General features: G+C 64.8%; 19 protein-coding genes. 9 read left to right on the forward strand and 10 right to left on the reverse strand.

Annotated features, from left to right (window positions below):
- Positions 1 to 33: 33 nt before the first annotated feature.
- Positions 34 to 1,299 carry a cyclopropane-fatty-acyl-phospholipid synthase family protein gene (locus LDB29_RS07455; protein WP_025547434.1) on the reverse strand — a complete coding sequence of 422 codons (1,266 nt, stop codon included), beginning with the start codon at positions 1,297 to 1,299 and terminating at the stop codon, positions 34 to 36.
- Positions 1,300 to 1,334: 35 nt separating this feature from the next.
- Positions 1,335 to 2,711, reverse strand: coding sequence for a deoxyribodipyrimidine photo-lyase (locus tag LDB29_RS07460; RefSeq protein WP_099185979.1), 1,377 nt, complete (start codon positions 2,709 to 2,711; stop codon positions 1,335 to 1,337).
- Between the two features lie 195 nt (positions 2,712 to 2,906).
- On the opposite strand from LDB29_RS07460, the gene LDB29_RS07465 reads away from it, so the two are divergent.
- The 9 genes from LDB29_RS07465 to LDB29_RS07505 all read left to right on the forward strand — a co-directional run bounded on the left by LDB29_RS07465 (position 2,907) and on the right by LDB29_RS07505 (position 12,940).
- A complete protein-coding gene (locus tag LDB29_RS07465; RefSeq protein ID WP_044663162.1) occupies positions 2,907 to 3,392 on the forward strand; it encodes an RNA pyrophosphohydrolase in 486 nt (161 codons plus the stop codon).
- Between the two features lie 44 nt (positions 3,393 to 3,436).
- Positions 3,437 to 4,336, forward strand: coding sequence for a YdiY family protein (locus LDB29_RS07470; RefSeq protein WP_025550074.1), 900 nt, complete (start codon positions 3,437 to 3,439; stop codon positions 4,334 to 4,336).
- A gap of 63 nt (positions 4,337 to 4,399) precedes the next feature.
- Complete coding sequence (locus LDB29_RS07475) at positions 4,400 to 5,623, forward strand: hydrolase (protein ID WP_025550073.1); 1,224 nt, start codon at positions 4,400 to 4,402, stop codon at positions 5,621 to 5,623.
- A complete protein-coding gene (locus LDB29_RS07480) occupies positions 5,620 to 6,639 on the forward strand; it encodes an arginine N-succinyltransferase (protein ID WP_173676444.1) in 1,020 nt (339 codons plus the stop codon). Before LDB29_RS07475 ends, LDB29_RS07480 begins: the two co-directional genes overlap by 4 nt.
- On the forward strand, positions 6,636 to 7,919 hold the full coding sequence (locus tag LDB29_RS07485; RefSeq protein ID WP_025550072.1) for an N-succinylarginine dihydrolase: 1,284 nt from the start codon (positions 6,636 to 6,638) through the stop codon (positions 7,917 to 7,919). Before LDB29_RS07480 ends, LDB29_RS07485 begins: the two co-directional genes overlap by 4 nt.
- 24 nt (positions 7,920 to 7,943) lie before the next feature.
- Positions 7,944 to 8,162, forward strand: coding sequence for a hypothetical protein (locus tag LDB29_RS07490; protein WP_025550071.1), 219 nt, complete (start codon positions 7,944 to 7,946; stop codon positions 8,160 to 8,162).
- Between the two features lie 37 nt (positions 8,163 to 8,199).
- Complete coding sequence (locus LDB29_RS07495; RefSeq protein ID WP_025550070.1) at positions 8,200 to 9,651, forward strand: cobyric acid synthase; 1,452 nt, start codon at positions 8,200 to 8,202, stop codon at positions 9,649 to 9,651.
- Positions 9,652 to 9,838: 187 nt separating this feature from the next.
- Complete coding sequence (locus LDB29_RS07500) at positions 9,839 to 11,551, forward strand: type I secretion system permease/ATPase (protein WP_099185766.1); 1,713 nt, start codon at positions 9,839 to 9,841, stop codon at positions 11,549 to 11,551.
- Positions 11,552 to 11,557: 6 nt separating this feature from the next.
- The gene (locus tag LDB29_RS07505) at positions 11,558 to 12,940 is read left to right on the forward strand and encodes an HlyD family type I secretion periplasmic adaptor subunit (RefSeq protein ID WP_025550068.1); all 1,383 of its coding nucleotides are present in this window, start codon (positions 11,558 to 11,560) and stop codon (positions 12,938 to 12,940) included.
- 9 nt (positions 12,941 to 12,949) lie between these two features.
- Here LDB29_RS07505 and pelF read toward each other — a convergent pair whose 3' ends face one another.
- The 8 genes from pelF to LDB29_RS07545 are packed head-to-tail and all read right to left on the reverse strand — an operon-like array spanning position 12,950 to position 26,087.
- Positions 12,950 to 14,443: a GT4 family glycosyltransferase PelF gene (gene pelF, locus LDB29_RS07510; RefSeq protein ID WP_025550067.1), complete on the reverse strand. Its 1,494-nt coding sequence runs from the start codon at positions 14,441 to 14,443 to the stop codon at positions 12,950 to 12,952.
- Positions 14,440 to 15,309 carry a hypothetical protein gene (locus tag LDB29_RS07515; RefSeq protein ID WP_025550066.1) on the reverse strand — a complete coding sequence of 290 codons (870 nt, stop codon included), beginning with the start codon at positions 15,307 to 15,309 and terminating at the stop codon, positions 14,440 to 14,442. The genes pelF and LDB29_RS07515 overlap by 4 nt, the downstream gene beginning before the upstream one ends.
- Positions 15,306 to 16,253, reverse strand: coding sequence for a hypothetical protein (locus LDB29_RS07520; RefSeq protein WP_025550065.1), 948 nt, complete (start codon positions 16,251 to 16,253; stop codon positions 15,306 to 15,308). Before LDB29_RS07520 ends, LDB29_RS07515 begins: the two co-directional genes overlap by 4 nt.
- Positions 16,253 to 17,773 carry a hypothetical protein gene (locus LDB29_RS07525; RefSeq protein ID WP_193666792.1) on the reverse strand — a complete coding sequence of 507 codons (1,521 nt, stop codon included), beginning with the start codon at positions 17,771 to 17,773 and terminating at the stop codon, positions 16,253 to 16,255. Before LDB29_RS07525 ends, LDB29_RS07520 begins: the two co-directional genes overlap by 1 nt.
- Positions 17,770 to 19,509, reverse strand: a complete 1,740-nt coding sequence (locus LDB29_RS07530; RefSeq protein WP_025550064.1) for a hypothetical protein — start codon at positions 19,507 to 19,509, stop codon at positions 17,770 to 17,772. Before LDB29_RS07530 ends, LDB29_RS07525 begins: the two co-directional genes overlap by 4 nt.
- Positions 19,506 to 20,369 carry an endo alpha-1,4 polygalactosaminidase gene (locus LDB29_RS07535; RefSeq protein ID WP_025550063.1) on the reverse strand — a complete coding sequence of 288 codons (864 nt, stop codon included), beginning with the start codon at positions 20,367 to 20,369 and terminating at the stop codon, positions 19,506 to 19,508. Before LDB29_RS07535 ends, LDB29_RS07530 begins: the two co-directional genes overlap by 4 nt.
- Positions 20,366 to 21,775 carry an exopolysaccharide Pel transporter PelG gene (pelG, locus tag LDB29_RS07540; RefSeq protein ID WP_025550062.1) on the reverse strand — a complete coding sequence of 470 codons (1,410 nt, stop codon included), beginning with the start codon at positions 21,773 to 21,775 and terminating at the stop codon, positions 20,366 to 20,368. The genes LDB29_RS07535 and pelG overlap by 4 nt, the downstream gene beginning before the upstream one ends.
- 16 nt (positions 21,776 to 21,791) lie before the next feature.
- Positions 21,792 to 26,087: a cadherin domain-containing protein gene (locus tag LDB29_RS07545; protein WP_025550061.1), complete on the reverse strand. Its 4,296-nt coding sequence runs from the start codon at positions 26,085 to 26,087 to the stop codon at positions 21,792 to 21,794.
- Positions 26,088 to 26,572: the final 485 nt, after the last annotated feature.

Here is a 26,572-nt window from a genome sequence, read left to right on the forward strand (position 1 = left end):
AAAACGCTCTAGCCGAACCGAATTCCTCCCGCCCTAAGCCGGCTTCACCAGCGTGACCTGCGCGACATCGATGGTGCCGCCGCGAAAGCCGCCTTCGCAATACATCAGATAATAGCGCCATAGATCGACGAAATGCTGGTCGAAACCGGCCGGCAACCATCCCCTGTCGACCGCCCGATCGAAGCGTTCGCGCCACCGCCGCAGCGTTTCGGCATAGTGCAGGCCGAAGCGGCGTACATCACGCCACTCCAAACCACTCGCTTCGGCCAAGGCCCGGAAACGGCTTTCCGAAATCAGCATGCCGCCTGGGAAGATATAGGTCTGGATGAAATCCGCGCCCCGGGCGTAGCCTTCGAAGATCGCGTCATCGATCAATATATATTGTATGGCTGCCCGCCCACCGGGCTTGAGCAGACGCTCGATCGCCCCGACATAGGCCGGCCAGTAACGTTGCCCGACTGCCTCCACCATTTCCACGCTGGCAATGGCGTCATATTGCCCCTGCGCGTCGCGATAGTCGCGCAATATGATGTTCGCTCCCGACCCCAGGCGGTCACGTGCGAAATGCGCCTGTTCCACAGACAGGGTCAGCCCGTCATAACGGATCGGGCAACGCGCCATCGCCTGTTCGGCCAAGCCGCCCCAGCCGCAGCCGATTTCCAGCAGCGAATCGCCATCGCCGATGTCGAGCCGGTCGAGAATGGCGTCGACCTTCCGCTGCTGCGCCCGCTCCAGGCTTTCGATCCGGTCGTCCGGGTCGCGGAACAGGCCGCTGGAATAATGCATGCCCTTGTCGAGCCATGGCTGGTAGAAATCATTCCCCAGATCATAATGATAGGCGATGTTGCGCCGCGAACCCTTGCGGCTGTTGCGGCGCGCCCAATGGAACGCGCGCCCGATCCAGCGTGCCGGCCCATGCGGCCGGGCGACATTGCCCAGGCTGGCTGCATTGGCCATGAACAGGGCGAAGAGCGGAACCGGATCGGGACTGGTCCACTCTCCCCGGGCCCAGGCCCTGTACCAGCCGGCCGATCCCCCGGCGATCAGGCGAATCAGCGCCCGCCAGCGCAGCAGATGAACCTCGCATTCCGGTCCCGCTGCGCGGCCGCCGAGCAGGCGCTGGCTGCCGTCCGGCAGAATGGCGAGCAAAGAACCCTGTTCGAGCCCAAGGTCGATGCGGTCGAGCAATTTGTGGAACTGCCGGGCGGCGAGACGATCCGGCCAGCCATGGCTGCGGCGCTCCAGCGGTCGCCTGACCGGCACTGCGGCCCGGCCACGACGGGGTTCAATGGCGTTCATGCTTCCACTCTGCCCGATGGTTTAACGCGTCGCAATCATGGCCTGATCCCGCGCCATGCGGCGAGAGCCCGTTCACGCCCCTCCCGATGACCGATGCACTTGGCCGGATAATCGGACGGACGCGCGTCATGCGCTTCGGGGTCGTGAATGATGTCATCGTTCAGATGCGCCAGTTCCGGCACCCAGGCCCTGATATAGTCCGCGGCGTCGAACTTTCCCGACTGGGTCAGGGGCGCCATGATCCGCGAGAAGATATTGGCATCGACGCCGCTGCCTGCAACCCATTGCCAGTTGACGCTATTATTGGCGTAGCTCGCATCGACCAGCGTATCCCAGAACCAGCGCGCCCCATGCCGCCAGTCGATCAGCAGATGCTTGATCAGGAAGCTGGCCGCGATCATGCGCACCCGATTATGCATCCAGCCCGTCGTCCAGAGCTGCCGCATGCCGGCATCGACAATGGGATAGCCCGTGCGCCCTGTCTTCCACGCCTTGAAATCGGCACCAGCCTCGCGAAGATCGCGCCAGGGCATCGCGTCGAAGGCTGGCCGCGCATTTTCCGATCCATAGGCGGGCATGGCCCATATCTGCGTATGGGCATAGTCGCGCCAGATCAGTTCCTTGAGGAAGGTCGTCGCATCGCCGGGCGCTCCGGCAACCCGGCGCCAGACATAGGCGGGGGAGACCTCCCCGAAATGGAGGTGCGGCGACAGGCGAGAGCTCCCCTCCAGCGAGGGCAGGTTCCTGGCCCTGTCATAATCCGCCACCTGGTCGAGAAAGGCGGCGACATTGGCCCGCGCCCCCGCTTCCCCAGGAGTCCAGTCGCGTGAAAAGGCCCTGGCCCAATCGGGCTTGGTCGGCGAAAGGCCCCATCGGTCCAGCGAATCGCTTTTCGGCCAACGTCCTGGCGCATCGATGCGCGAAGGCGCGCGAACCGGTTCGGCCGGCGGCATATGCTCCATCACGGCGCGGGCGAAGGGGGTATAGATCCGATAGCTGTTTCCTTCGCCCGTCCGCACCGCGCCGGGCGGCAGCAGCAATGCGCCGTCATGCAGGCACAGCTCCAGCCTTTTGACGAGCGCCTTCTCCGCATTGCGCCACCAGGGTTCGTAATGATGCAGGGCATGCACGCGCCGGGCGCCCGTTTCCTCAGCGATCTGGACGATCTGATCGATGCAGTTTCCCTGCCTCAGGATCAGGCGCGATCCCTTCTCCCGAAGATTTTCGTCCAGGCTCTTCAGGCTATGGTGCAGCCACCAGCGCGACGCTCCGCCCACCTTCCATTGGCGCGGCGCCTGATCGTCCAGCACATAGACGGGAATCACCGGCCCTTCCTGCACGGCGGCTGCCAGTGCGGCCTGATCGGCAAGGCGCAGGTCCTGACGAAACCAGAGAATTACGGGGTCTGACATGCGATCGGGCATGCCATGGGCCGCCCGATGTTCCAAGCCCCCGCCCATTTGAAGCGATGCACAGCACAAATCGCCGCGTCAGGATTTTTCCGGCATGGACGCGCCGCCCCGCCCCGCTTATTCTTGCACTGCACAAAGCGACGGGCGGGCTGGAGCCTCCGGACGGCTTGTCGGGATTAACGACCAGGGACTATGATGGCTTCGATGCCGAATGATTCAGAACTCGCCTACCGGCCATGCGTCGGTGTCATGCTCGTCAACATGGATGGCAAGGTTTTCGTCGGTCAGCGGATCGATAATGCGGTGGAAGCCTGGCAAATGCCACAGGGCGGCATCGACGACGGCGAAGATATGAAGGCGGCCGCCCTTCGGGAACTGAACGAGGAGACCGGCATCGTTCGCGAGCATGTGGAGATCATCGCCAAGGCGCGCGAAGAGCATTTCTACGATCTGCCGCCGGAACTGATCGGCAAGCTGTGGGGCGGCAAATATCGCGGCCAGCGGCAATATTGGTTCCTTGCGCGTTTCCTGGGGTCGGATGAGGACATCGACATCCAGACGGCGCATCCTGAATTCCGCGAATGGAAATGGACGGAGCCGGAGAGCCTGCCTGACCTGATCGTGCCGTTCAAGCGCAAGCTGTATCGGGATATTTTGCAGGAATTCAGGGATTTGATCTGAAAACAAGGGTTAAAATCCGCCGCCATGCCAGTATGAGAAGGCGCATGCGTTACTGGCTGGCCGTTCTGCCCCTCTTCCTCTCCACCCCGGCGCTCGCCGATTACCCCGTGCTCCTGCCGCCATCGGTGCGGGAAATGCTGGAGGCGGCCATCGCCAACGGCAATGAGACCGAGATCGCGACCGTCGCGAAGATCGCCAAGCAGACCAATCCCGGTTCCGCCGACGAGATTCAGCGCATGGTCAACAGTTGGAAGGAACGGACCAGGGCGACGCAGGAAACTGTGATCCGCGAGGCGCGCTTCACGGAATTGTGGACGGGCAAGATCGAAGCGGGCGGCTTCCGCTCCACCGGCTCCACAAGCGAAATCGGCATCAGCGCCAGCGCAGCGGTCAAGCGCACCGGCATCCAATGGTCGCACAAGCTGGCCGCCAGCGTCGATTACCGGCGCGCCAACGGCGTGACCTCGCGCGAACGCTATACCGCCAGCTATGAGCCGCGCTACGAATTCGATCCACGGGGCTTCGCCTATGGATTGACGCAGTTCGAGCGGGATACGTCGATCGGCTATGACGCGCGCTACACCGCCTCGGCCGGCATCGGTTACAAGCTGATCGTCAGCGATCCGGTCGACCTCTCGCTGGATGCCGGTCCTTCGATCCGCCACGCCAAATATGTGACGGGAGAGCGGGAGACCAAATTGGGCGCCCGTGCGTCCATGGACTTCGCCTGGCGCCTGACCCCTGCGCTGACCTTCAGGCAGACAGCCTCCGGCTATGCCGAAAGCGACGTCTATACGCTGAATTCGCTGACCTCGCTGGTGACGAAGGTGGGAACACGCTGGTCGGCTGCCTTTTCCTACAATGTGCAATATGAATCGGAGACGCTGCTTTCAGCGCGGGATTCGGACACGATGAGTCGCCTGACCCTCACTTATGATTTCTAGGCGGTCGCCGACTTTCAGGACCAGGGGTGGAGGCGCGCCCTCCGCTCTGATAGGGTCGTTAGGATGAGAGGCATTTCGTCGTTCGAACGGAGCGTCATGGAAAGCGCCGCCGACGCGCCCATGCTCGCCCAGACTGAAAAATGGGCGGCGGTGAACAGCGGGTCGCGCAATCTTCCCGGTCTTGCGGCCATGGCGGCCATGCTTGCCGATGCCTTCGCCGGCCTGCCGGGCGCGATGTCCCTTGTCGATCCAGAGCCGGTGGAAACCGTCCGGCCCGACGGTCGTCTGGCGATGGTCGCGCATGGCAGCCACCTGCGCCTCTCGGTCAGGCCGGAGGCTCCGGTGCAGATCCTGCTCACCGGGCACATGGATACGGTCTTCCCCGCCGACCATGGCTTTCAGGCGCTGCGGTGGGTCGATCCTGCGACGCTGAACGGACCGGGCGTCGCGGACATGAAGGGCGGGATCGCCGTCATGCTGGCCGCCCTGCGCGCGGTGGAAGCCGCACCGGATGCAAGGCGGCTGGGCTATGACGTCATCATCAACAGCGATGAGGAGGTCGGCAGCCCTTCCTCGGCGGCGCTGTTGCGGCAGGTTGCGACGGGAAAGATCGCGGCCTTCACCTATGAACCGGCCCTGCCCGACGGCACGCTGGCCGGGGCCCGCGCCGGCAGCGGCAACTTCGCCATCGTCGTCACCGGACGAAGCGCCCATGCCGGGCGCAATCCGCAGGATGGCCGCAACGCGTTGCTCGCGGCCGCCGACCTGGCGTTGCGGCTGAAGGCGGCGAGCGGCGGCGGCTTTTCCTGCAATCCCGCGCGGATCGAGGGCGACAGTCCCAATAATGTCGTGCCGGACCACACGGTTCTGCACGTCAATTTCCGTCCGAAGACGCCTGCCGACGAGCAGGCCGCGGACGAACTGCTGAAGGACGCCATGGCGCGGATCGCCCTGGAGCATGAGGTGACGCTTCATCGGCATGGCGGCTTCGGCCGGCCGCCCAAGCCGATGGATGGGCGGGCGGAAGCCTTGTTCGGGCTAGTCCGGCAATGCGGCGCGGACCTGGGCCTTTCCATCGCCTGGCGGGATACCGGCGGGGTGTGCGACGGCAATAATATCGCGGCCTGCGGCGTGCCCGTGGTCGACACCATGGGCGTGCGGGGCGGCAACATCCACAGCGATTCGGAATATCTGATCGTCGACAGCCTGGCCGAACGGGCGCAACTATCGGCCCTGGCGCTGCTCCGCATCGCCCAGGGGCATTTCACCGGGGGGATGAAGGCGTGAGTTTTTTCATGCGCACGGCGCGCGCCGACGATTTGCAGACCCTTTATGAAATGGCGAAGCTGACCGGGGGCGGGTTCACCAACCTGCCGCCGGACCGGAAGTCGCTTGCCGCCAAGCTGGAGCGGACGGAACAGGCGCTGGCCCGGCAAGGCGAAGGGGTCGAGGACGAACTGATCGTCATGGTGCTGGAAAACAGCCAGACGGGTCAGGTCCGCGGCACTTGCCAGATATTCAGCAAGGTCGGGCAAAGCTGGCCCTTCTATTCCTATCGGCTGGGCGTTCTCACCCAACATAGCCGGGAGCTTTCGCGCACCTTCAGGGCGGAGATGCTCTCGCTTGTCACCGATCTCGAAGGGTCGACGGAAGTGGGCGGCCTGTTCCTTCACCCCCGCGAGCGTGCGGAGGGGCTGGGTCTGCTGCTGGCGCGCAGCCGCTATCTCTATATCCGCAACCATCGCGCCCGCTTCGGAGAGCGGATCATCGCGGAACTGCGGGGCGTGATCGACGAGGCAGGCGGTTCCCCCTTCTGGGACGGCCTCGCGGGGCGCTTCTTCGGCATGAGCTTTCAGGAGGCGGACGAGTTCAACGCGGTGAACGGCAACCAGTTCATTGCCGACCTGATGCCGAAGACGCCGATCTACACCGCCATGCTGACCGACACCGCGCGCGGCGTCATCGGCATGCCCCACCCCAATGGCCGCGCGGCCATGCGCATGCTGGAGACGGAGGGCTTCACCAATCCCGGCTATGTCGACATATTCGACGGCGGACCGACGATGGTGGGGCAAATCAATTCGCTGCGCACCATCGCCCATGCCTCCGACGCGGTGCTGGGCGCGGTGCACGAGAAGGGCGGAGACAAGATGCTGGTGACCACCGGACGGCTCGCGGATTTCCGCTGCACCTATGGCTTCGTGACGGAACGGGAGGATGGCGGCATATCGCTCGACCGGGCTTCCGCGGAACTGCTGGGGGTGGAACCGGGACAGACATTCACCATGGCGGAACGGGCATGACGGCAAGGGAGATCAATTTCGACGGCCTGGTGGGTCCCAGCCACAATTATGCGGGCCTCAGCCTGGGCAACCTTGCCTCCGCGCGCAACGCGGGCGCCATCTCCTATCCCCGAGCGGCGGCGCTCCAGGGGATAGAGAAGATGCGGTCCAACCTTCGCCTCGGGCTGCCGCAGGGGCTGTTCCTGCCCCAGTGGCGGCCGGATGGCGCCTGGCTGTCAGCTCTCGGGACCGATGTCGGCAATGCGGAGCCGCATATCCGCGCCGCCGCCATGTCGGCCTCCTCCATGTGGGCCGCCAATGCCGCGACCGTTTCGCCGGCCGCCGATACGGCCGATGGGCGCACGCACCTGACCGTCGCCAATCTCGTCACCATGCCGCATCGCAGCCATGAATGGCCGCAGACGCTGGCCCAGTTGCGCCTTGCCTTTTCCGACCGGAACGCCTTCGCCGTGCATGGCCCTGTCCCCGCCCCCTTCGGCGACGAGGGCGCGGCCAATCACATGCGCCTGTGCGACAGCCATGGCGAGGCAGGCGTCGAGGTGTTCGTCTATGGCCAGTCCGGCGGCCCCTTTCCCGCCCGCCAGCATGTCGAGGCGAGCAAGGCCGTCGCCCGGCTGCACCGGCTCGATCCGGATCGCACGCTGTTCGTCATGCAGTCGGAGGAAGCGATCGCGGCGGGCGCCTTCCACAATGACGTGGTCGCCGTCGCCAACGAACGCGTGCTCTTCACGCATGAACATGCCTTTGCGGACAAGGAGCGCTTCTACGCCGATCTCCGCGCCAGGCTGCCGTCGGTGGAGATCGTGGAGGTTCCCGCCAGCGCCATCAGCCTGTCAGACGCGATCCGCAGCTATATCTTCAATGCGCAGCTCGTCACCTTGCCCACGGGCGACCCTTCGAATTTGCCCGGGACAGGCATGGCGCTGATCCTGCCGACGGAGGCGCGGGATATGCCCGCCATCTGGAACTGGCTGGAGAAGATGGTCGCGGGCAACGGCCCCATTCGCAAGCTCGTGCCCGTCGACGTTCGCCAATCCATGGCCAATGGCGGCGGTCCTGCCTGCCTGCGCCTGCGCGTGGTGGCCGATCCTGCCAATATCGATCCCCGCTTCCTGGTGGACGAGGCGAAGCTGGACGGCATTGCCGACATCGTCCGCAACTATTGGCCAGAAGCCATAGCGCCAGAGGATCTGGCCGATACCCGGCTGATCGCCCGCATCGAACAATCATGGTTAACGGTTGTTGACCATTTGCAACTTTCAGGCGATCTAATCCCCTGACGGCGGGCAAGCCGAGTGGGACCGATGGAACGGATCAAGCGCCTCTTCACGATCAAGACCAAGTTCGAGGCGTTTCTGGTGATTTACGCCCTGGCCCTTGGCGCGACCGAGCGCGGCTTCGTCTACATGCAGCAATATCCCGGCACCGGGGGGCATTTGCTGGCGCTGGCCTGCACCGGCAGCGTCTTCATGGCCGGCGGCATGATCCTGGACGCCGTGGAGATGCGGCACAGCGCCATTTAACTTGTATCTGCCGCCCGCTCCATGCAGGAGCGGCGTCATGGCTGCGATCATGCTTCAGGGAACGGGTTCGGACGTCGGCAAATCCTTGCTGGTGGCGGGCCTTTGCCGCGCGCTGGTGCGGCGCGGATACAGCGTCCGGCCCTTCAAGCCGCAGAACATGTCCAACAATGCCGCCGTCACCGCCGATGGCGGAGAAATCGGGCGGGCGCAGGCTCTTCAGGCCATGGCGGCAGGAATCGAACCGCATACGGACATGAACCCGGTGCTGCTGAAGCCGCAGGCCGACCGCACGTCCCAGCTTGTCGTCCATGGCCAGGTGCGCGGCAAGCTGGGCAGCGAAAATTTCCGGTCTGCGCGCGGCGAATTGCTGGAGGCCGTGCTGACCAGCTACCGCCGCTTGCAGGCGCAATGCGACATTGTCGTGGTGGAGGGCGCCGGATCGCCCGCAGAGGTGAACCTGCGCGCCGGCGACATCGCCAATATGGGCTTTGCGCGGGCCGCGAATGTGCCGGTGATCCTGGTGGGCGACATCGATCGCGGCGGCGTGATTGCGGCCGTCGCCGGAACAAGGACAGTCATCGATCCCGCCGATGCGGCGATGATCCGGGGATTCCTGATCAACAAGTTCCGGGGCGACCCCGCGCTGTTCGAGGACGGTTATCGCCATATCGAGCAGTTGACCGGCTGGAAGGGCTTTGGCGTCATCCCCTGGCTGCGACAGGCCAGCCGCTTACCCAGCGAGGATGCCGTGGTGCTCGAACGCCGACAGGGCGGCGGCCACGAAAAGCTGCTGATCGCCTGCCCCATCCTGCCCCGGATCGCCAATTTCGACGATCTGGACCCGCTGAAACTGGAGCCGGGCGTCGAAGTCATGATGGTGCCGCCGGGCCAGCCCATTCCGGCGGAGGCCGCGCTCATCATCCTGCCGGGTTCCAAGGCGACGATCGCCGACCTGCAGGCGGTCCGCGATCAGGGATGGGACATCGACATTCTCGCCCATCGCCGGCGCGGGCGGCCGATATTGGGGATATGCGGCGGTTACCAGATGCTGGGCCGCAGGATAGACGATCCGGACGGAATCGAGGGGCCGCCCGGCGGCATCGAGGGGCTTGGCCTGCTAGACGTGGAAACCCGGCTGACACAGGTCAAGACATTGGAAAGGACCGGCGGAACCGCCATGGGCCGGGCCTTTTCGGGCTATGAGATGCATGTCGGACGGACGGACGGCGCCGATTGCGCGCGCCCGTTCGCCATGCTGGAGGGCGGTCGTCCCGATGGCGCATCGAGCGGAGACGGCGCGGTGATGGGCACCTATGTCCACGGCCTGTTCGCCAGCACCGCGCTGCGCGCCGCCCTTCTGTCCCGCCTGGGGCATGAAGCCGCATCGGAGGATTATCAGGCTTCGGTGCATGAAGCGCTGGACCAGATCGCAATGCAGTTGGAAGAGCATGTCGATGTGCAGGCGCTGATCCGGATCGCCACCGCCTGACCCGGTTGGAGCCTTGCCGGCGGGCCGGGCCATTACGGCACGCATGCGCACCTATGCTATTGGTTATATTTACCGAAAATCAGCAGGATAGTATAAGCAAAGCATAGGACATAGCGCCGACAGTATGGCGCGACATGGGGGCGAGGCGGAACTTATGTTGCGTGACCTTCATAAACCATCCGCTCCGATGAAGGCTGCCCTGTTATCATGCAGGCGCCACTTTCTTTCTTCCTTGATATTCAGCGCATTGATGAACGTCCTTTATATCGGACCCGTTCTCTACATGCTGCAAATCTATGACCGGGTCGTGACGGGACAGGGCAGACTTACCCTGTTCTTCCTGACAATCATCATCATCTTCGTGATCGGCACGCTCGCCCTGCTGGAGCAGGTGCGCTCCCGCCTGCTGGTGCGGGCCAGCATCCGCTTCGACCGGCAGCTTTCGGGGCTGCTGCTCGACACGACGCTCAGTGGACGCGGCTCGACGGGCGAGGCGATGAACCGACAGGCCCTCCGGGAATTCGACACGCTCCGCCAGACGCTGACCGGGCCGACGATCCTGTCGATCTTCGATTTTCCCTGGAGCCCCATCTATGTCGTCGTCTGCTTCCTGATCCATCCGGCCATTGCAGCCATGGCGGTGGCCGGCGGCGGCGCGCTCCTCTTCATCGCGCTTTGCAATGAAAGGCGGACAAATTCGCCGCTGAAGCAGGCCAATGACGCCGCCAACAAGGCCTATGTCAGCCAGGAACAGACGATCGCGGGCGCGGAGGTGATCCGCGCGCTCGGCATGCGGAACGCGCTGGTCCGGCGGCACCTGCTCGAACGCCGGGCGATGCTGAACCTTCAGGCCCATGCCAGCTTCGCGGGCGGGCATTATGTCGCCATCAGCAAGTTCATCCGCCTCGCCCTGCAATCGCTGGCGCTGGGCCTGGGCGCGTGGCTGGCGATCAACGACCAGATTTCGGCGGGCGCGATCTTCGCTTCCTCCTTTCTGGTCGGCCGGGCGCTGGCGCCGATCGACCAATTGCTGGGCGCGTGGCGCAGCGTCGTCCATGCGCGGGCGAGCTATGCGACGCTCAACGATCTGCTGGCCGCGAGGGATGCCGACATCGCCCTCACCCGGTTGCCCGCGCCGAACGGCCATATCGCGGTCGAACATCTGACCTGTTTCAACCCAGGCCAGGAAAGACCTGTGCTGGCCGACATCAGCTTCACGGTGGAGCCGGGGGAGGTCATCGCCATTGTCGGACCCAGCGGCGCGGGCAAATCGACCTTGCTGCGCATGCTGTCCGGCGCGGCGCGGCCGCTGCGCGGATCGATCCGCTATGACGGCGCGGACATCCAGGACTGGGAATCGGAACGACTGGCGAGCTTCGTCGGCTATCTGCCGCAGGACACGTCCCTGTTCGCAGGGACCATCAAGGAGAATATCGCCCGCTTCGGCAATTTCCTGTCGGACGATGAGGAAGCGATAGACAATGCCGCCATCGAAGCCGCCCGGCTGAGCGGCGCGCATGACATGATCCAGCATCTGCCGGGCGGCTATAATCTGACGCTCGGCTGGGGCGGACGCGGCCTTTCCGCCGGGCAGGCGCAGCGCGTCGGTCTTGCGCGGGCGCTCTACGGTGCGCCGCCGCTGGTCTTTCTGGACGAACCCAATGCGCATCTCGACGCGGAGGGAGAGGTGCGGCTGGTCGCGACGCTGGCCGACCTCAAGAAGAGGAATGCGTCCGTCATTATCGTCGCCCATCGCATGGGGATATTGGGCGTGGTCGACAAGATCATGGTGATGCGTGACGGAAGGGTCGAGGCCTTTGGCGCACGCGACGACGTGCTGGGCCGTTTGAAGGCGATCCGGTCGGAAGAACGTCCCGCTCCCCAGACGGCGGAGGGGTAAGGCGCCATGGGAACTATTCAGATCAGGGATGCGGCAGGCGCCGTCGAGCTTTACTATCCCGCCGGAAACGGCGCGGAGATCATCGATGATCGGCCTGAGCGCGACATGCGCGCCGGCATGATCATCGCGGCGCTGTTCTTCGTCCTGTTTCTCGGCTGGGCGGCCTTTGCGCGGCTCGATGCGGCCGCCTATGCGCCAGGGCGGCTCACCGTGTCGGGCCAGCGGCAATCGGTGCAGCATCGCGACGGCGGCGTGGTGGGCGCGATCTTCGTGAAGGAAGGCCAGCATGTCAGCCAAGGCCAGCCGCTGATGGAACTGGCCTCCGCCGAGGTGCGGGCGCAGGCGCGCATATTCGGCGCGCAATATATCGAGTTGAAGGCGCAGCGGGCCAGGCTGATTGCCGAGCAGCTTGGCGCAAGCCATGTCCTGTGGCCTGCCGAATTTGCGATGCTGAAGGGACAGGAGAAGGCGGATGCGGAGGAGGCGATCCGCCTTCAGCTGACCCAGTTCAACGCGCGTAGCTCCGTACTGGCGGCGCAGACCGGCGTGCTGCGCCAGCAGGCCAGTCAGGTGCAGCAGACGGCGCGCGGCTATCGTTCGCAACTGGCGGCCTCGTCAGAGCAGGCCCGTCTGATCGGAGAGGAACTGGAGAGCCTGCGCGGCGTGGCGGAAAAGGGGTTTGTGTCCCAATCCCGGATCAGGGCCCTGGAACGCGCAAGGGCCGATCTTCAGGGACAGGAGGGGCAATTTTCCGCCAGCATCGCCCGGTCCGGGGCGGAAGCGGGGGAAAACCGGCTGAAGGCGCTCGAAGCGGAAAAGGCCTATAAGGAACGCGCCTCATCGGAATTGCGCGACGTCGAATTCTCGCTCAACGAAGTGCTGCCCAAATATCGCGCCGCCAAGGATCAGCTTGCCCGGCTGCAAATCCGCGCACCCGCCACCGGCACCATCGTCGGCCTCAACGTCTTCACTGTCGGCGGCGTCATTTCCGCCGGCCAGAAGCTGATGGACATCGTTCCCGACCGGGCGGGCCTCGTCATAGAGGCGCGGATTTCGCCGGAAGACATTGACGACCTGAAAGTGGGGCAGCAGGCGCAGATCAAGTTCAGCAGCCTGCATGAACGCGACCTGCCGATCATGGACGGCCGGATCACGCGGCTTTCGGCCGACAGCTTCCAGGATGAAAAGGCGGGAGTCTCCTTCTACACCGCAGAGGTGATGGTGCCGCCGATGGAACTGGACAGGATCAGGAGCGTGCGGGGGAAGGATTTCAGCCTGAAGGCGGGGATGCCGGTGCAGGTTCTGGTGCCGCTGCGGCGGCGGACTGCGCTCCAATATGCGCTGGAACCGCTGACCCAGTCGCTCTGGCTGTCCTTCCGGGAGCATTGAGCCAGACGGTCATTGCAGTTCGGAAAAGCGGACCCGCGCGCCCAGCGCCTCGTAGATGTGCCGATATTCGGCGATGATGGCGCTACGGTCATAATCCCGCACGACCCGCTCGCGCAGCGCTTCGCCCATCGCCCGGCGCAAGGAAGGCGAGCGCAGCAGGTGCAGGATCGCCGCCGCCGTGCCCTCCGGGTTGACCAGTTCGGTGACGATGCCGCCCGGCCGGTCGATCCCAGGCGCCCGCCCCTCGATCATTTCCCGGCAACTGCCGACATCGGGCGCGACCACCGGCACCCCGCACGCGCCCCCTTCCAATATGACGAGCGGCTGGGCTTCCGACAGGCTGGTGAGGACGATCAGGTCGATCCGGGGCAGCCATTCCGCGACATTGACCCGCCCGGCAAATTGCACCGCATTGCCGATGCCCAATTCAGCGACCAGCGCCTCGCAATCCGCGGCATAGTCAGCATCCTCATCGAGCGGCCCCAATATGGCGAAGCGGACTTCAGGCATGTCCGTCAGGACCAGCGCCGCCGCCCTGATGAAGGTCTTGACGTCCTTGATCGGCACGACCCGGCCGATCAGCGTCACCAGCGGCCGGGCGGGATCGCAGGCGCGCTCCATCGACGCGAAGCGCTCCGCGTCGATGCCGTTGGGAATGACTCGCAGCCGTTCCTGCCGGGCGCCCAGGCGGCGCTGCGTCTGGTTGTTGGCTCCGTACAGCGCGATGATCGGGTCGCAGGCGTCGTAACAGGCGCGGGTATAGGTCTGGAAGACCGCCAGCCACAGGTCGCGCAGATCATGCCCTTCCCGGTCGAGCGTCAGCCCGGTTTCGATCTGGTCCCCGATCCAGTCGGCCATCATGATCTCTATCTGCCGTTCCAGCATGTAGATTCCATGTTCGGTGATGAAGGCGGGATGGCCGGTCTCATAAGCGGCCCGTGCAGCCAGCAGGCCCGCAAAGCCGGTGGATATGGTGTGATAGACACGCGCTTTCGGCAAGGGCGCGAGCAGCATCTTGAGCAGCCCGCCCAGCAGCACCCGCATCGCCCAGAAGAAATGATGGAAGGAGGCCGAGCGGAAAGCCGTGTCGTAATAATGGGTGAAGAGGTCGAATATCTCCGGATTGGAGAGGAGATCGCCCGCGCCGGGGCACGGCTTCAATCCTTCCAGCGCCTGCCGCAGACGGATCAGTTCATCCTTGCCGCCCGTCGACAGGAAGGCGAGCAGCAGGCGGCCGATCCGCTTCATCTGCGACGCCGGATAGCGGCGCGGCAGGCAGGGTTCGATCAGCAGCGGGATTTCCACCACTTCGACGACATTGGGCGGCGGCGCCATGCGCCAGGGCTGCGCGCCATTGCCCGCCTTGATGGCGACGAGCGAAAATCGCAGGTCGGGCATGCTGAGGATCAGGTCCTGCAACCAGCTGGAAACGCCCCCGACCACAAATGGATAAGCGCCTTCGACGATCAGGCATATGTCGCTGTCCTGCCCCTCGGACATCATGACGCCGGCTCCACGTCCCCCCTACGCGTGGGCCGGGCTTTGCCTGCCAGATGCCGTTCCAGCGCGCGCCTTATCCGGGCGCGCGCCGCCTGCAATGACCGACGCCTTATGTCACCGCTCTTCAGCAAGCCGGCAATCTCATCCAGCTTCCTGTTCGCGTCCTGACAGAGCCGAAGCCTCTGCCCCTGCGGCAGCAACTGGTTGAAGCAGCCATGATCGGCCAGCAGCATGGCAAGGGCATAGCGATCGTCCAGATGCTGGGCGGGGGCGATCCTCGCCTGCAATTCGCTGCGTTGCTGCGCCAGATTATAGCTGACCTGCGCGGCCGCAGCGGCGGCGAGCGCCCGGATGGTCTGGTCCTCGTCCGACAGGGCCATGACGATGAGGGGGGACAATCGCGGCTCGAAAGAGATCACGGCGGTTTCCAGGGCCCGATAGCGGGCCTGCAGATTTCCGTAGCGGAGCATGGTGGCCAGTGAACCGATCTCGTCGCTTTCGGGATAACGCACACGATCGTCGAGTATCCGGCCCAGCCGCTCTACCGGCGACAGGTCGTTGACGTCCCGCCGCTTACTCGTTCGGACGTCCCGATAGGCAATCTGCCTTTTCCGTCTCGACGGCCGGACCAGCGGGGCCAGAATCAGGCAGGCCAGCATACCGGCAGGCCCAATGGCGGCACCGATCGGCAGGGCGAAACGCTGGCGCACGCCCAGCCCATCCAGCCCTTTCATCATGATCAGCAGCGCGGCGCAGGAGAGCGCCAGATGGATGGGCGCGAACCAGAGGATGCTCCCCTCTCCCACCGCCAAACCGGTGAACAGCAGGAACAGATCGGCAGCCGAAAACAGGATGAGCAGGGCGATCAAGCCACTTTTCCTTCCGGGACCAGCCATTTCGGCGCAAAGGCCTGTTCACGCCCGAACAGCGCCGGGCATTTGCCGAGCAGGTCTGCAACCTGTAGCAGTTGCGCCACATAGGCCTCCGTGATCCTGATCCCGGCGGCGCTGTGGACGAGAATGATGGCCGCCAATCCTTCCTCCGCCCCCGCGACCGGCACGGCCAGAAGACCCCATTCCGACAGCAGCGGCCGGTCGGCGGCACGATCGGCCCGCAACGGCCTGGGCGTCGCCAGCATCGCCTGCGCCATCGGCGAGCGCGAAAGGTCCGGGGCCTGCCCCTGGGCCGCCTTGCCGCCGAAGCGCGCCGTCACCTGGGCGCCGCGCACATCGTAGAAGGTGAAATCCTCCGTCTGCGCGGCGAGCGCGATCAGGCGGGCGACCGCGTCGGCCTGGCTTTCCGGATCGGGTTTGGAAAGGTCGAGGCCGGCAGCCATGGCCTGTACGATCGTGCGCTGCCCGATGGCGATCCGGACCTGCAGCTTGCGGTTGGTGTCGGTAAGACGGGCGATGATTTCCGCCAGCTTCTTCCAGTTGCGGTCCATCGCCTGATGCTGCCGTTCCTGATCGGCAATGCGGTTCCTGCGGCTCGCGGTCACCTCGCCCGTCACCAGGGCCGTCACCATCCACAGCATGGGCTGGATGGAGAGGCGCAGCTGCTGTTCGATATGATCCGTCGCGCCCGACCATGGGTTCGACCAGCGGAACCAGATGGCGGAGGCGATCGCGGCGGCGGCTAGCCCCGATCCGGTGCCATAGGTCGTCGCCATGACCAGCACCGGCAGCCAATAGGGATTGGGGTTGATGTCGGAAAAGGCATTGCCGCTCATCAATCCCTGGTCGATCGCCATCAGCGTGGCGAACAGGATCAGCATTTCCGCGCATTGCAGCAGGATGGGCCGCTTCTTCAGCATCAATGCCTCCCAAGAAAGCGAGTGAGCGCCACGCGCAGATAGAGTTGGCGTCCCGAAATGCCGGGCCGGCTGATCGAACTGATCCCGCCGCTCGCCTGAAGGCGCCAGCCCTCGCTCAGCCGCCCGGTCGCGCTGACGTTCGCGGTGGGACCGTCGGTCTTGCCCTTGCGGTCGAAGGTCCAGCCTGCCGCGCCGCTGAGCTGCCAACCTGTCCAGGACATGCCGGACAGCAGTTGGAAGCTGTGATTTTCCCTGTCGCTGAGAGGGATATAGGCAAGGCCATTGGGCCGCAGCGCCCTGCGGCCGACATATTCCGCATCCAGCCGGTAGCTGACCGCCAGCGATGGCGATCCGCGGCGGAGCAGATAATCGAGGCCGCCCGCCACGGTGATGCTGCGCGTCCGGACGCCGGTGCCGGTCAATCCATAGCCATTCCAGCCGCCATCCGCCTGCACCGCCAGTTCCGGCGTCAGGCGGATCGTCCCCCCGATCCCCACGCGGCTGATATGACCGCCGAAGGTCGATTGTTCCGGCGTGGCGAGATCCGGCAGGCGGTAGGCGAGGACCAGCCTTCCCTGCCTTTCGGGAGGACCGGTGAACAGCCGAAGGCCGGCGCCCGCCACCTTTTCGTCCAACTGGGCACTGCCCTGAAACTCGATGCGGGAAACCGCGCCGAGATTGACGGTCGCGAACAGGTCCCCGATGGCGGAGCGGGACGTGCGGTTGGCAAGAATGCCGTTGGCGCCATGGACGGTGTCCGCTTCGGAGCGGAACCAGCGGACGCCAGCGCCGAGCGAGAGGCGGTTGTTGAACGGCACCAGCGCATTGAGGCCTGCCTCCGCCTGCCAGAAGACCTTGCCGCCGCGCGCCGTCACGGCCCCGGCGACATTGCCGCCCGATTCGGCCAATGTCTGCCGGGCGAAGGGATCGTCCGCGGCGAGATTGCGATAACGGGCCGCGCCAAGGGCCAGCGCGCCCTCCGCAACCTCCATGTCGCCCAGCAGGCGCTGGATTCGCTTGTCGCCGGGATATGCCGCCGCCAGCGGAGCAAGCCGCCGCCGCGCCAGGTCGGGATAACCGGCGGCGGCATCGGCTTGCGCCCGGGCGATGGCGAGTTCGACGTCGAGATGCGACGTTTGCGGTTCGCCTGCGATGGGGGAGACAGGCGCTGGCTCCCCATCGGGCAGGAAACGCACGTGCAGCCCATGCTTGTCCGCCACCGCCTCCAGCTTCCGCCCCTCGGCGGCGCGCAGAACCAGACTCTCGTCATTCCAGCGCAAATCCGCCAGGTCCGCCCCGGCGTCGGCGGCGAAGTCCTTGAGGACGGCATCGGCAATCGGCCGGTCGAACCGGACGACCAGCTCATAGCCGCTGTCTTCCAGTTCGAGATGCACGTCCCCGCTCCATTGCAGGTCCACAGTCCTGACTTCCGATGCCGTCACATCCGTGTCGGGCGGCAATGCCGCGACCATGAGCGGCGGCGGCCCCATCAGCAGCAAGGCGGCGGCCAGTGGCGTCATGGCCGCAACACCTTGCGCGCGCGTCCCGGATCACCCGAAGCGATAAGCAAGCGGGCCAGCATGATGTCGAGCTTGCGGTCTGCCGGAGTGGCCCGGCGCAGTGCTTCGACCATGGCCGTCGCCTCCGACGTCCGGCCCAGCCGGGTCAGCAGTTCCGCCCGCTCCACCGAAAGCGGCGGGGTGAGCGCCAGCGATCTTTCGATCCAGGGGCGGGCCCCGGCTTCGCCCTTCAGCTTCGTCTGCGCATCGGCCATCAGGCTCAGCGCTGCCCGGTCGTCGGGACGTTCGCGAAGATAGAAATTCAACTGGTCGGCGGTCGCCCGCGCATCCCCCCTGTTCCAGCCGTCCCAGGCAAGGCGAAGGCGATCCGACGGCTCAGCGGCGCTGTTGGCGACGCGGGCGTTCGCAAGCGCCAGATCATAATAGGCCGCTCTATCGGGCGGAACCTGCGCGCCGGCTGCCGCCTTCAACTGCTGGGCGGAAAGGGTGCGGCCGTCGAGCAGCCGGTCGAGCGCCCGCGCCGCCGCCGCCCTGTCGCGCGCCGCATTGGCCAGTGCGATGCGCTGGACCAGCATGTCGCTGCTGTCGGCGGCGTCAGTCGCTTCCAGAAACGCCAGCGCGTCCGCAGGCCTTGCGCGCTCGACATAGGCCTGCGCCCATTTCGGATCGGCCAATGCCCGCGCCTTCAACCAGGCAAGGTCCTGCGCGACAGGGCGCGGCCCCATGAGGTACAGCATGCGCGCGTCGGATGGGTCATCGCTTTTGGCCGTCGATTGCTGCCGAAGCAGCGCGATGGCGTCCGACCGGAAACCCTTCTCCAGCAGGCGTTGCGCGATGGCGGGGCGGTCGGCGCCTGTCTCGGCCGCCCGACCCAGCAGCCATTGCCGTATTGCATCCCTGTTTCCGGAGCCCATGATGATGCTTTCCCGCGCAGCATCGCGCCCCGTCAGCAGCATTGCGGCATAGCGAAGCGCCGAACGGATGTCGCCGGACCGCTGCGCCAGCGTCATGGCAAGCCAGGGGTTCCGGTCGCGCCAGCCCGGCGTCCCGGACCGGTCGATCCGAGCAATGAGGTCATAGCGCCCCGCCCCACTCGCCCAGGACGCCAGATCGAGCGACTGTGCCGGGTCGAGCGGCGCTATGGCGCCATGCTCCGCCGCCAGGATCAGCAGATCGGGCTGGCAGAGCGCATAGCTGGCCTCGACCAGATCCTTGGCCGGAGCCGTTCCGGGATTCATGGCCGCCGCCCGAACCATGTCGGCGGCACCCTGCGCGTCTCTGGCCTTGCGACGCAGGTCGAAGCGGAGGCGCCAATGGGCGGGGGCGGCGTGGTCCGGACGGCCCTCCAGAAAGGCAAGCGCGACCTCCGGACGGCCGCCCGCCATGATGTCATAGGTCAGCCTTGCGCTCGGAACCGGCGCGCCCTTCCCCGCCAGCGCATCCGCAAGCTGCCCCAGAACCTTCGCGTCGGCCGTCGTCACGGAAGCGTTCAACAACCGTTGAAGGTCCGGAGGAGAAAGCCTTTTCCCTTGCGCGAAGCGCTGCATCAGCATGGCCGCATCGGGTGGAGGCAAGGGGATGGCGACCGGCGGCGGCGCGAATGTCGCTCGCCGGATCGCATCGGCAATCTGCCAGTGGCTGGGCATCAGCAGCACCGCAGCGGCGAGCAGCAGCCCACCTCCCGCGATCGGTCCGATGACCGCCATGTTCGGGTGGCGCAGCGCTTCGATCTTCATGACAGGGGCTCCGGTATGAGCCGGTCGAGGGCCAGGGTGGACACATAGGGCTGGAATCCGGCGGCGCGCTCCCGCGCATAGAGGCTGGCGATGGTGGCCTTGTCGCGCGGGTCCCAATAGTCGAGCGTGGCAAGCCCCAGACGGGGATTGATCCGCCGGGCTGCGAAAAGATGGTCCGCCTGCCATTGCCAGTCGTCGGCGGAGGTCATCTCATAGCGCCCCTCCGCGAAGTTCCAGCGCGACGCCATGGCTTCCGCCAGCACGAGGTCGATCTGACCCGCAACCTGCGGCAGCAGGGCATAGCCCCGGTTCATCATGATCGCCATGTCCGGGAAGCGCGTGCGAATGGCCTGCACCAGCCGCGCGGCGCCGGCCACCATGCCCTTGTTGCGGTCGGCATCCTGCCGCTCCAATGCCTCCGCATTGTCGAGCGTGTCCATGAAGATGCCGTCATAGCCCTTGCGCAATATGGCGGGGATCAGGCGATCGACCACAAAGGCGGTCCAGGCCGGATCGCGCAGGTCGACAAGCCGCGCCTGCGGCCAGTTCGGATTGGCCTGCCGCAGCGCGCCCGCCTTTTCCAGTTCTGCGGCGAAGGGACGACCGTCATGGACCTCCCCCAGGCTGATATAGCCCAGCAGGCGGCTGCCGGGGCCACGCAGCGGGGCAAGCGGGCGGGCGAAGTCGGGCTCCAGCACCAGAAGGCCGAAGCGGCGGGCGATGGCGGGATCGGTCGCTTCGCCATAATCCACCCCCCAGGCGTTGGCCCCGCCGATTTCGGGCAGGGCGCGGGCCGAAAGGCCGAACACCATGAGGGACAGCGCCAGCAGATCGCGGCGGCGGAAGGGAAGAACGCTCATGGCCAGAATCTCGCCCACAGGCCGCTATTGCCCGCCACCGCCGGATTATTGCCGACGAAGAGCAGATAGGTGAGCTTGCCCGTCGCCTCCGCCACCAGCGCGACGGCGAGCGAGGCTGCCGTCACCGCACCCGCCAGATAGCCGAAGCCGAAGCCCGCGAAGCCGCTGTCGCGAAACAGCAGCGTGCCCGCCGCGCTCGCCAGCAGGAAGCTGCCCCAGACCGCCACGATCCGGCCGGCAAGGTCATAATAGGACAGGATGATGCTCATCTGGATCGCGACGAGGTGAAAGACGACGCCCACCGCGGTCAGCCGAAAGCCGAATATGCCGCGCGCGTTCATGTCGAGCAGGCGGATGATCTCCGGCGCGAGAACCCAGCAGAAGCCGGCCAGGATCGCCTGCTCGACCATCAACAGGCGCAGGTCCAGCCGGATCGTCATGCCGACCTTCTGCCGCGCCTTTTCGATCCGGCGCCGGTTGGCCGTGCCCATGCAATGGCTCATCAGCGCCGCAAAGGCCCGGTCGAACCGCGTCTCCGTCGTGACGAGGATCAGCGTCAGGCCGGGAATCATCGTGAGCAGGCCGAGGAAGCTGGCCTGATCGTTGACCGGATTGACCCGCAGGGCGCCAACGGCCTGGACGCTGCCCGGCGCCCACCAGAGCAGCCATTTGTCGATCCAGATCGCCAGCGCGTTGGTCAACCCCGCCGCGCCCAGCGCCAGGACGCCGGGCGTCCTGCCGATCCAGCCCGGCCGCCATTCGGGACTGTTGGGAAAATCATCCCGAATCGCGGCGATCAGCAGCGCCAGCGTCACGATCAGACCCGCCGCGATCGCCGCAAGGACAGCGGCGGGCGCGGTCGGCCGGACCAGCGCCAGGCACAGGGCCACCATCGCGATCCCGCAAAGATAGGCCAGGAATATCGGCCGGTGCCGCCATGTCGCGTGCAGGAAGGGACTGGCGATCCAGATTTGCGAGAACAGCGTCAGGATCGCGGTGGCCAGCAGGAACAGGTCCGGCCGCATCCCGCCGGCAAGGCCGAACAGCAGGCCCCCCGCGATCAGCGACGCCAGCGTCGCCCAGACCAGCGCCGCCAGCAGGATGGCGGGGATCGCGTCGCGTTCCCCCAGGTAGAAGCGATCCGACGCCATGCGGGTCGCGATCATCGCCAATGGCGCGGTGATCACCGTTGAAACGCCGAAGGCATAGACCAGGCTGGTCTGGATGATCGCATGATCGGCCGCAACCATGGTGGACCGCGTCCAGCCCTGTAGCAGGAAGACCGCGAGCGCGGTCATCAGCCACGGGCCGGAACTGACAACGGCCCCGTGGAAGGCGGCATTGGCGATCCCGCCCAAGCCGTCCTCCCGGGCTATCCGGTCCAGTCTGAAGCCGATGCCAGCCATTCCCCCGGCCCCGTCGCTAAAGCAGGAAGTCACTCGCGGTCAGGTTGTGCACCCCGATCAGCCTGATCGCGAAATCCACCGTCGCCGGATTATTGTCGACATTCGCCTCGACAAAGCTGTCCGTACCGTTGGAATAGACATGAAGCTGGCCCGGCCCTGAAAAGGCCGCATTGCCGATGAAGCTGAAGGCCTGGTTTCCCGACAGCGCCGGCATGGCATCGATTGCGGACAGGTCGATCCGGTCGATCCCCTGCTGGAAATCCATGATCCGATCCATGATCGCAGGCGTGCTGTTGCCTGTGGCGTTATAGATGAACAGGTCGGCATCGGCGCCGCCGGTCAATATGTCCGCGCCCGCCCCTCCCGTGATGCGGTCGGCGCCTGCCCCGCCATCGATAATGTCGTTGCCGCCCGCGCCGTTCAGCGTGTCGGACCCGCCATTGCCGATCAGCGTGTCGTTGCCGCCGGCGCCCCTCAGCGTGTCTTCCTCCCCCTGACCGATGAGCGTCGATCCACCGCTTGCCGCCGTCAGCGACAGGCCGGAGACATTGTTGACGACGACCGTCAGGTTCTGGGAATCCTGCGCGCCCAGGCTATCCGTGGCCAGCACCTGCACCTGATAGCGGTTGTCCAGGTTGGAATCTGCGGGCGCCTCGAAATCCGGAGCGCTCTTGAAGGTCAGGACGCCGGTCTGGGGATCGATGGAAAAGAGTGCGCCGTCAACGGCTGACCCCAGCGAATAGGTGATTGTCTGGCCCAGATTGACGTCCGTCGCCACGACCTTCGTCACGGCCGTGCCGTTTTCGGCCATTCGGATGGTTGCGGACGCGCCTCCGCCATTCGAGATGATGATCGGCGCGGCGTTGAGGATGGTGACGGTGACGGCGATGGCCTGGTCGTCATAGAATGTTCCGTCGGACGCGCGGACGATGACGTCATAGACATTGTCCTTGCCGGTGTCCGTCGGCAGCAGATAATTGGGCGTGTTGACGAAGTTGAGCTGCCCTGTCGAAGCGTTGATCGTGAATTTGCTCGCATCCACGCCGCCCGCAATGGAATAGGCCAGCGTCGTGTTGGCATCCGGATCGACCGCCGTCACCTTCATCACCGGCCGCGTGCCGGTGGAGACGGAAACGGCAGCCGTATCGCCGCCGCCGCCGGAAGTGATCACCGGCGCATGCTCGTTCACATTGGTGACGGTGACGTTGATGGCCTGATCGTCGAACAGCGCGCCGTCGGACACCCTTACCGTCAGGCTATAGACATTGTTCGCGTTCGCATCGCCGGGCAGGTCGTAATTGGGCGGGCTGAGGAAGGCGAGCGCGCCGGTCGATGCATCGATCGAGAAAAGCGCGCGATCGGGTCCGCCGACGATCGAATAGGCGAGAACCGTAGCCGCATCGGGATCGGTCGCGGTCACGCTGGTCACGGCGGTTGTGTTTTCGGCGACGGAAATAGCCGCGGACGCGCCACCGCCGTTGGAGGTTATGACCGGCGCCTCGTTCACATTGGTGATCGTGACCGCGATCGCCTGATCATCGTACAGCGTGCCGTCGGACGCACGCACCACGACGTCATAGACATTGTTCGTCCCGGCATCGGTAGCCGCTTCGAAATTCGGCGCGGTGAGGAAAGCCAAAGCGCCCGTCGCGCTGTCGATCTTGAATTTCGCGGCGTCCGCTCCGCCGGAGATGGAATAGCCGATCACCGTTCCGACATCCGCGTCGGTCGCGACAACGGTCGTCACCGCGGTGCCGTTCTCCGCCATGGAAAGCGCCGCTGTCGGACCGCCGCCACCGGAGACGATCACCGGCGGATTCTTATATTCCAGCGTGACATTGTGCAGGCCATAGCCGCCCAGATCGACCGTCACGATCTCCCCGACCCGGCTATAGCCCAAGGCTCCGGTGACGACGATCCCGTCCGTGCCCGGATTGGCGATGTCGATGACGACCTTCCCCTCCCCCTGAACGGAAAAGGCAAGATTGTGACCGTCGCCGGCGACGCTCAGCAGCACGGCCCGCATCGGCAGGTCGGTGATGTGCGTCACATCGTCCGCCGCTGCTCCCAGATTGATCCTGAAGGTTCCGCCGCTCTGGGGAAGGAAGACGCTGTCGCTGTCATAGGCGTACCAGCCGGTCACATTCTGGATGACCAGAGCGCCTTGGCGGTCGACGTCCAGCGACAGATTGCCGACATTGGCGCCGCCGACGCTGGCGGTGATGCTGTTGCCCGCCACCGTGGTCGTGATCGTCGCATTCCTGACCGCCGTCATGCGCGCGGCCAGATCGTCCAGGGTGACGAACTCCATGTTCGCCGCCACCGCATGCTGCAACCAGCTCGCGAACATCGAAATATCATAGGGACTGTCCACCGTCGGGCTGCCCGACAGGAAATCCGCAGCGCCATAATCATGCCAGGGCCAGACGATCACCGGCGTCTGCGCATTGGCGACCAGCTTGTCGAACTCCCCGATCCAGGCGGCTGTCGCCTCCGCCACGGTCTTCTTCTGAAATTCGATGAGTGTGTAGTCGAAGGAGGTGTTGGGCGCGAAATAGATCTGGTTCTGATTGTCCGGCGTCAGATAGCCGAAGGCATTGGGATAGCCCGCCCCCTGCGCCGCATAGCCGCCGGTCAGATAGTCCGACACATATTTCATGATCTCCTGCGAGGTCGGCAGCAGTTCCGGCGCGCCGGGCACGGCCGCGCCCGTGATCTGGAACGGCTGGTTCAGATAGGCGCCGATCTGCTGGTTGAGGATCGTGATGCTGTTCTGGAATTCGGTCTGGATCTGCTGCGCGCTGAGCAGGTTGGTGTTTTCCGGATGCGTCAGGCTGTGCGTGCCGATCTCATTGCCAAGGTCCAGCAGCGCCTTGTAATAAGGCAGGGACACCGCCCAGTCGGTACCGGTGCCGTTCGTGCCGTCGCCGACGTTCAGATAAAAGCTGCCGACGAAATTATAATCCGCCTTCCACTGCGTCAGGATGGGCAACAGCTTGTCGTAGATGCCGGGCGTGCTGCCCGCGGGATTGACGTCTTCCAGTTCCTGGCTCTGGTCCATGTCGACGCGGGCCGCGACGATGCCGGAATCTCGCGACAGGTGCAGGCCGACCGACAGGCCGGTGCCGTTCGTCGCATAGGAGATCGCCTGCTGCAGCATATTGGCATCGGCCATGATGCCTTCGCTGGAGAACAGAATGTTGCGCGCCGCCCCGGTCTGCGTCGCGAGCGCGGCCGAATAGACGGAGCCGCCATCGATGGTCTCGGTCGCGATCTGGTGGCCCGTGCCGCTGACGCTGGTAAAGGCGTTCCAGCCGACGCCGGTGTAGCTGTTCACCTGCTGGCCATTGGCATAATGGTCGAGGACGAGGCCTGTCGCGTCGGTCGCATTCACCACCACATTGCCGGTGCCTCCGGTGACGCGGGTTGCGTCGAACAGCAGCTTCATCTGCGCATAGGGATCGCCGGGCAGCGGATCGCCGCCGATCGTGCCGCCCTGCACATGGGGCTGGTTCGTCATGAACTCGCCCGCCGTGACCAGGCCGATGCCCAGTTGTTTGCTCGCCATTTCCAGCGTGTGGGAAATCGCCTCCACCTTGTCGACGGGCACGTTGCGGAAGGACGGGAACACCAGCGCATCGTAATGGGACAGCTTGGCAAGGTCGGTCAGGTCCGCTTCCGTCAATATGTCGAAGGGGATGCCGGCCTGGATCGCCTGCGCCTGAACCGACATGAATAGCTGCGAATAGGCGGTGGGGCTGAAATAGGCGTCGGCTGTCGTCTGGGAGAAGACGATGCCGATCCGCATGTCAGGCGCCTGCGTTGCGGTCGTCTGGTTGAAGACCGTGAACGGCGCCGACAGATAATTGGACGGCATGAAGCTGTTCGACAGGTTGTTGATGTCGTAATAGGTGTACATCGCCGCCGGATTGCCCACCGCCGAAGTGGGGAGGCGGAATTCGACCGTGGTCCGGTCAGCCGACCAGGCCGCCTGCAGCCCGGACAGCACCAGCGTCTCCCCCGCTGCGCCAGTGTAGAGGTTCACCGTGCCGTCCGCCGCGAAGTTCACATTATATTCGGCGCCGCCGGCAAAGCCGAAAATCTGATAGCCCGTGGCGGTCCTGCCGTCCGTGTTCAGCCAGACGGTGGTGTCCGCGCCTATGGCGACCGGGGCCGTCAGGGCGAAGACGAAGGCGTCATTGTCCAGGGTCGCATAAACCTGATAGCCGGGGGCGCTGTTGTCGTCGATCCGGTCGGTTGCGAGCCAGTCATTCAGAGAGCCGTCGATGGTGACGCTGTGGCCATAGGTCATGACAAACCCCCAAACTTATGGATGCCGAAATCATTTCATAAGTTTGCGACCGAATATCTTTTGGTTTTTCCAAGTAAAAACCAGCCACGCCTGCACATCGGGTAATGAAGCACAACGCTTTTGCCCGATACCCAAGACAAAGGATGCCGTTCCGGGTCATGCCCAGCCATTATCCATGTCGATGAGGCTGTATCAGGGTATAGAAGTCATCTTCTCATGCCCGTAGCAGTTCCCATGACCGGGATTCCGCCCAAGGCTACAGTCACACCGCGCATCTATCTGGGGCGACTCGGTTTTTGAAGTTTTTACCCATGGTTAATTTGCGGTTAGGCATGTTCCAATGTCAACTTCAATGAACAGAATCTCCGGAAAAATCCAAAATAACGGCAAATATGACGACAATTAACGACGTTACTTCGTTAAGTATAGCTGACGGTTTATATCCATAGCCATATCCCTACCTTCTTTATTTTACTTTATACCGC

Source organism: Sphingobium sp. CFD-2 (assembly GCF_024611135.1).
Taxonomy (GTDB): Bacteria; Pseudomonadota; Alphaproteobacteria; order Sphingomonadales; family Sphingomonadaceae; genus Sphingobium; species Sphingobium fuliginis.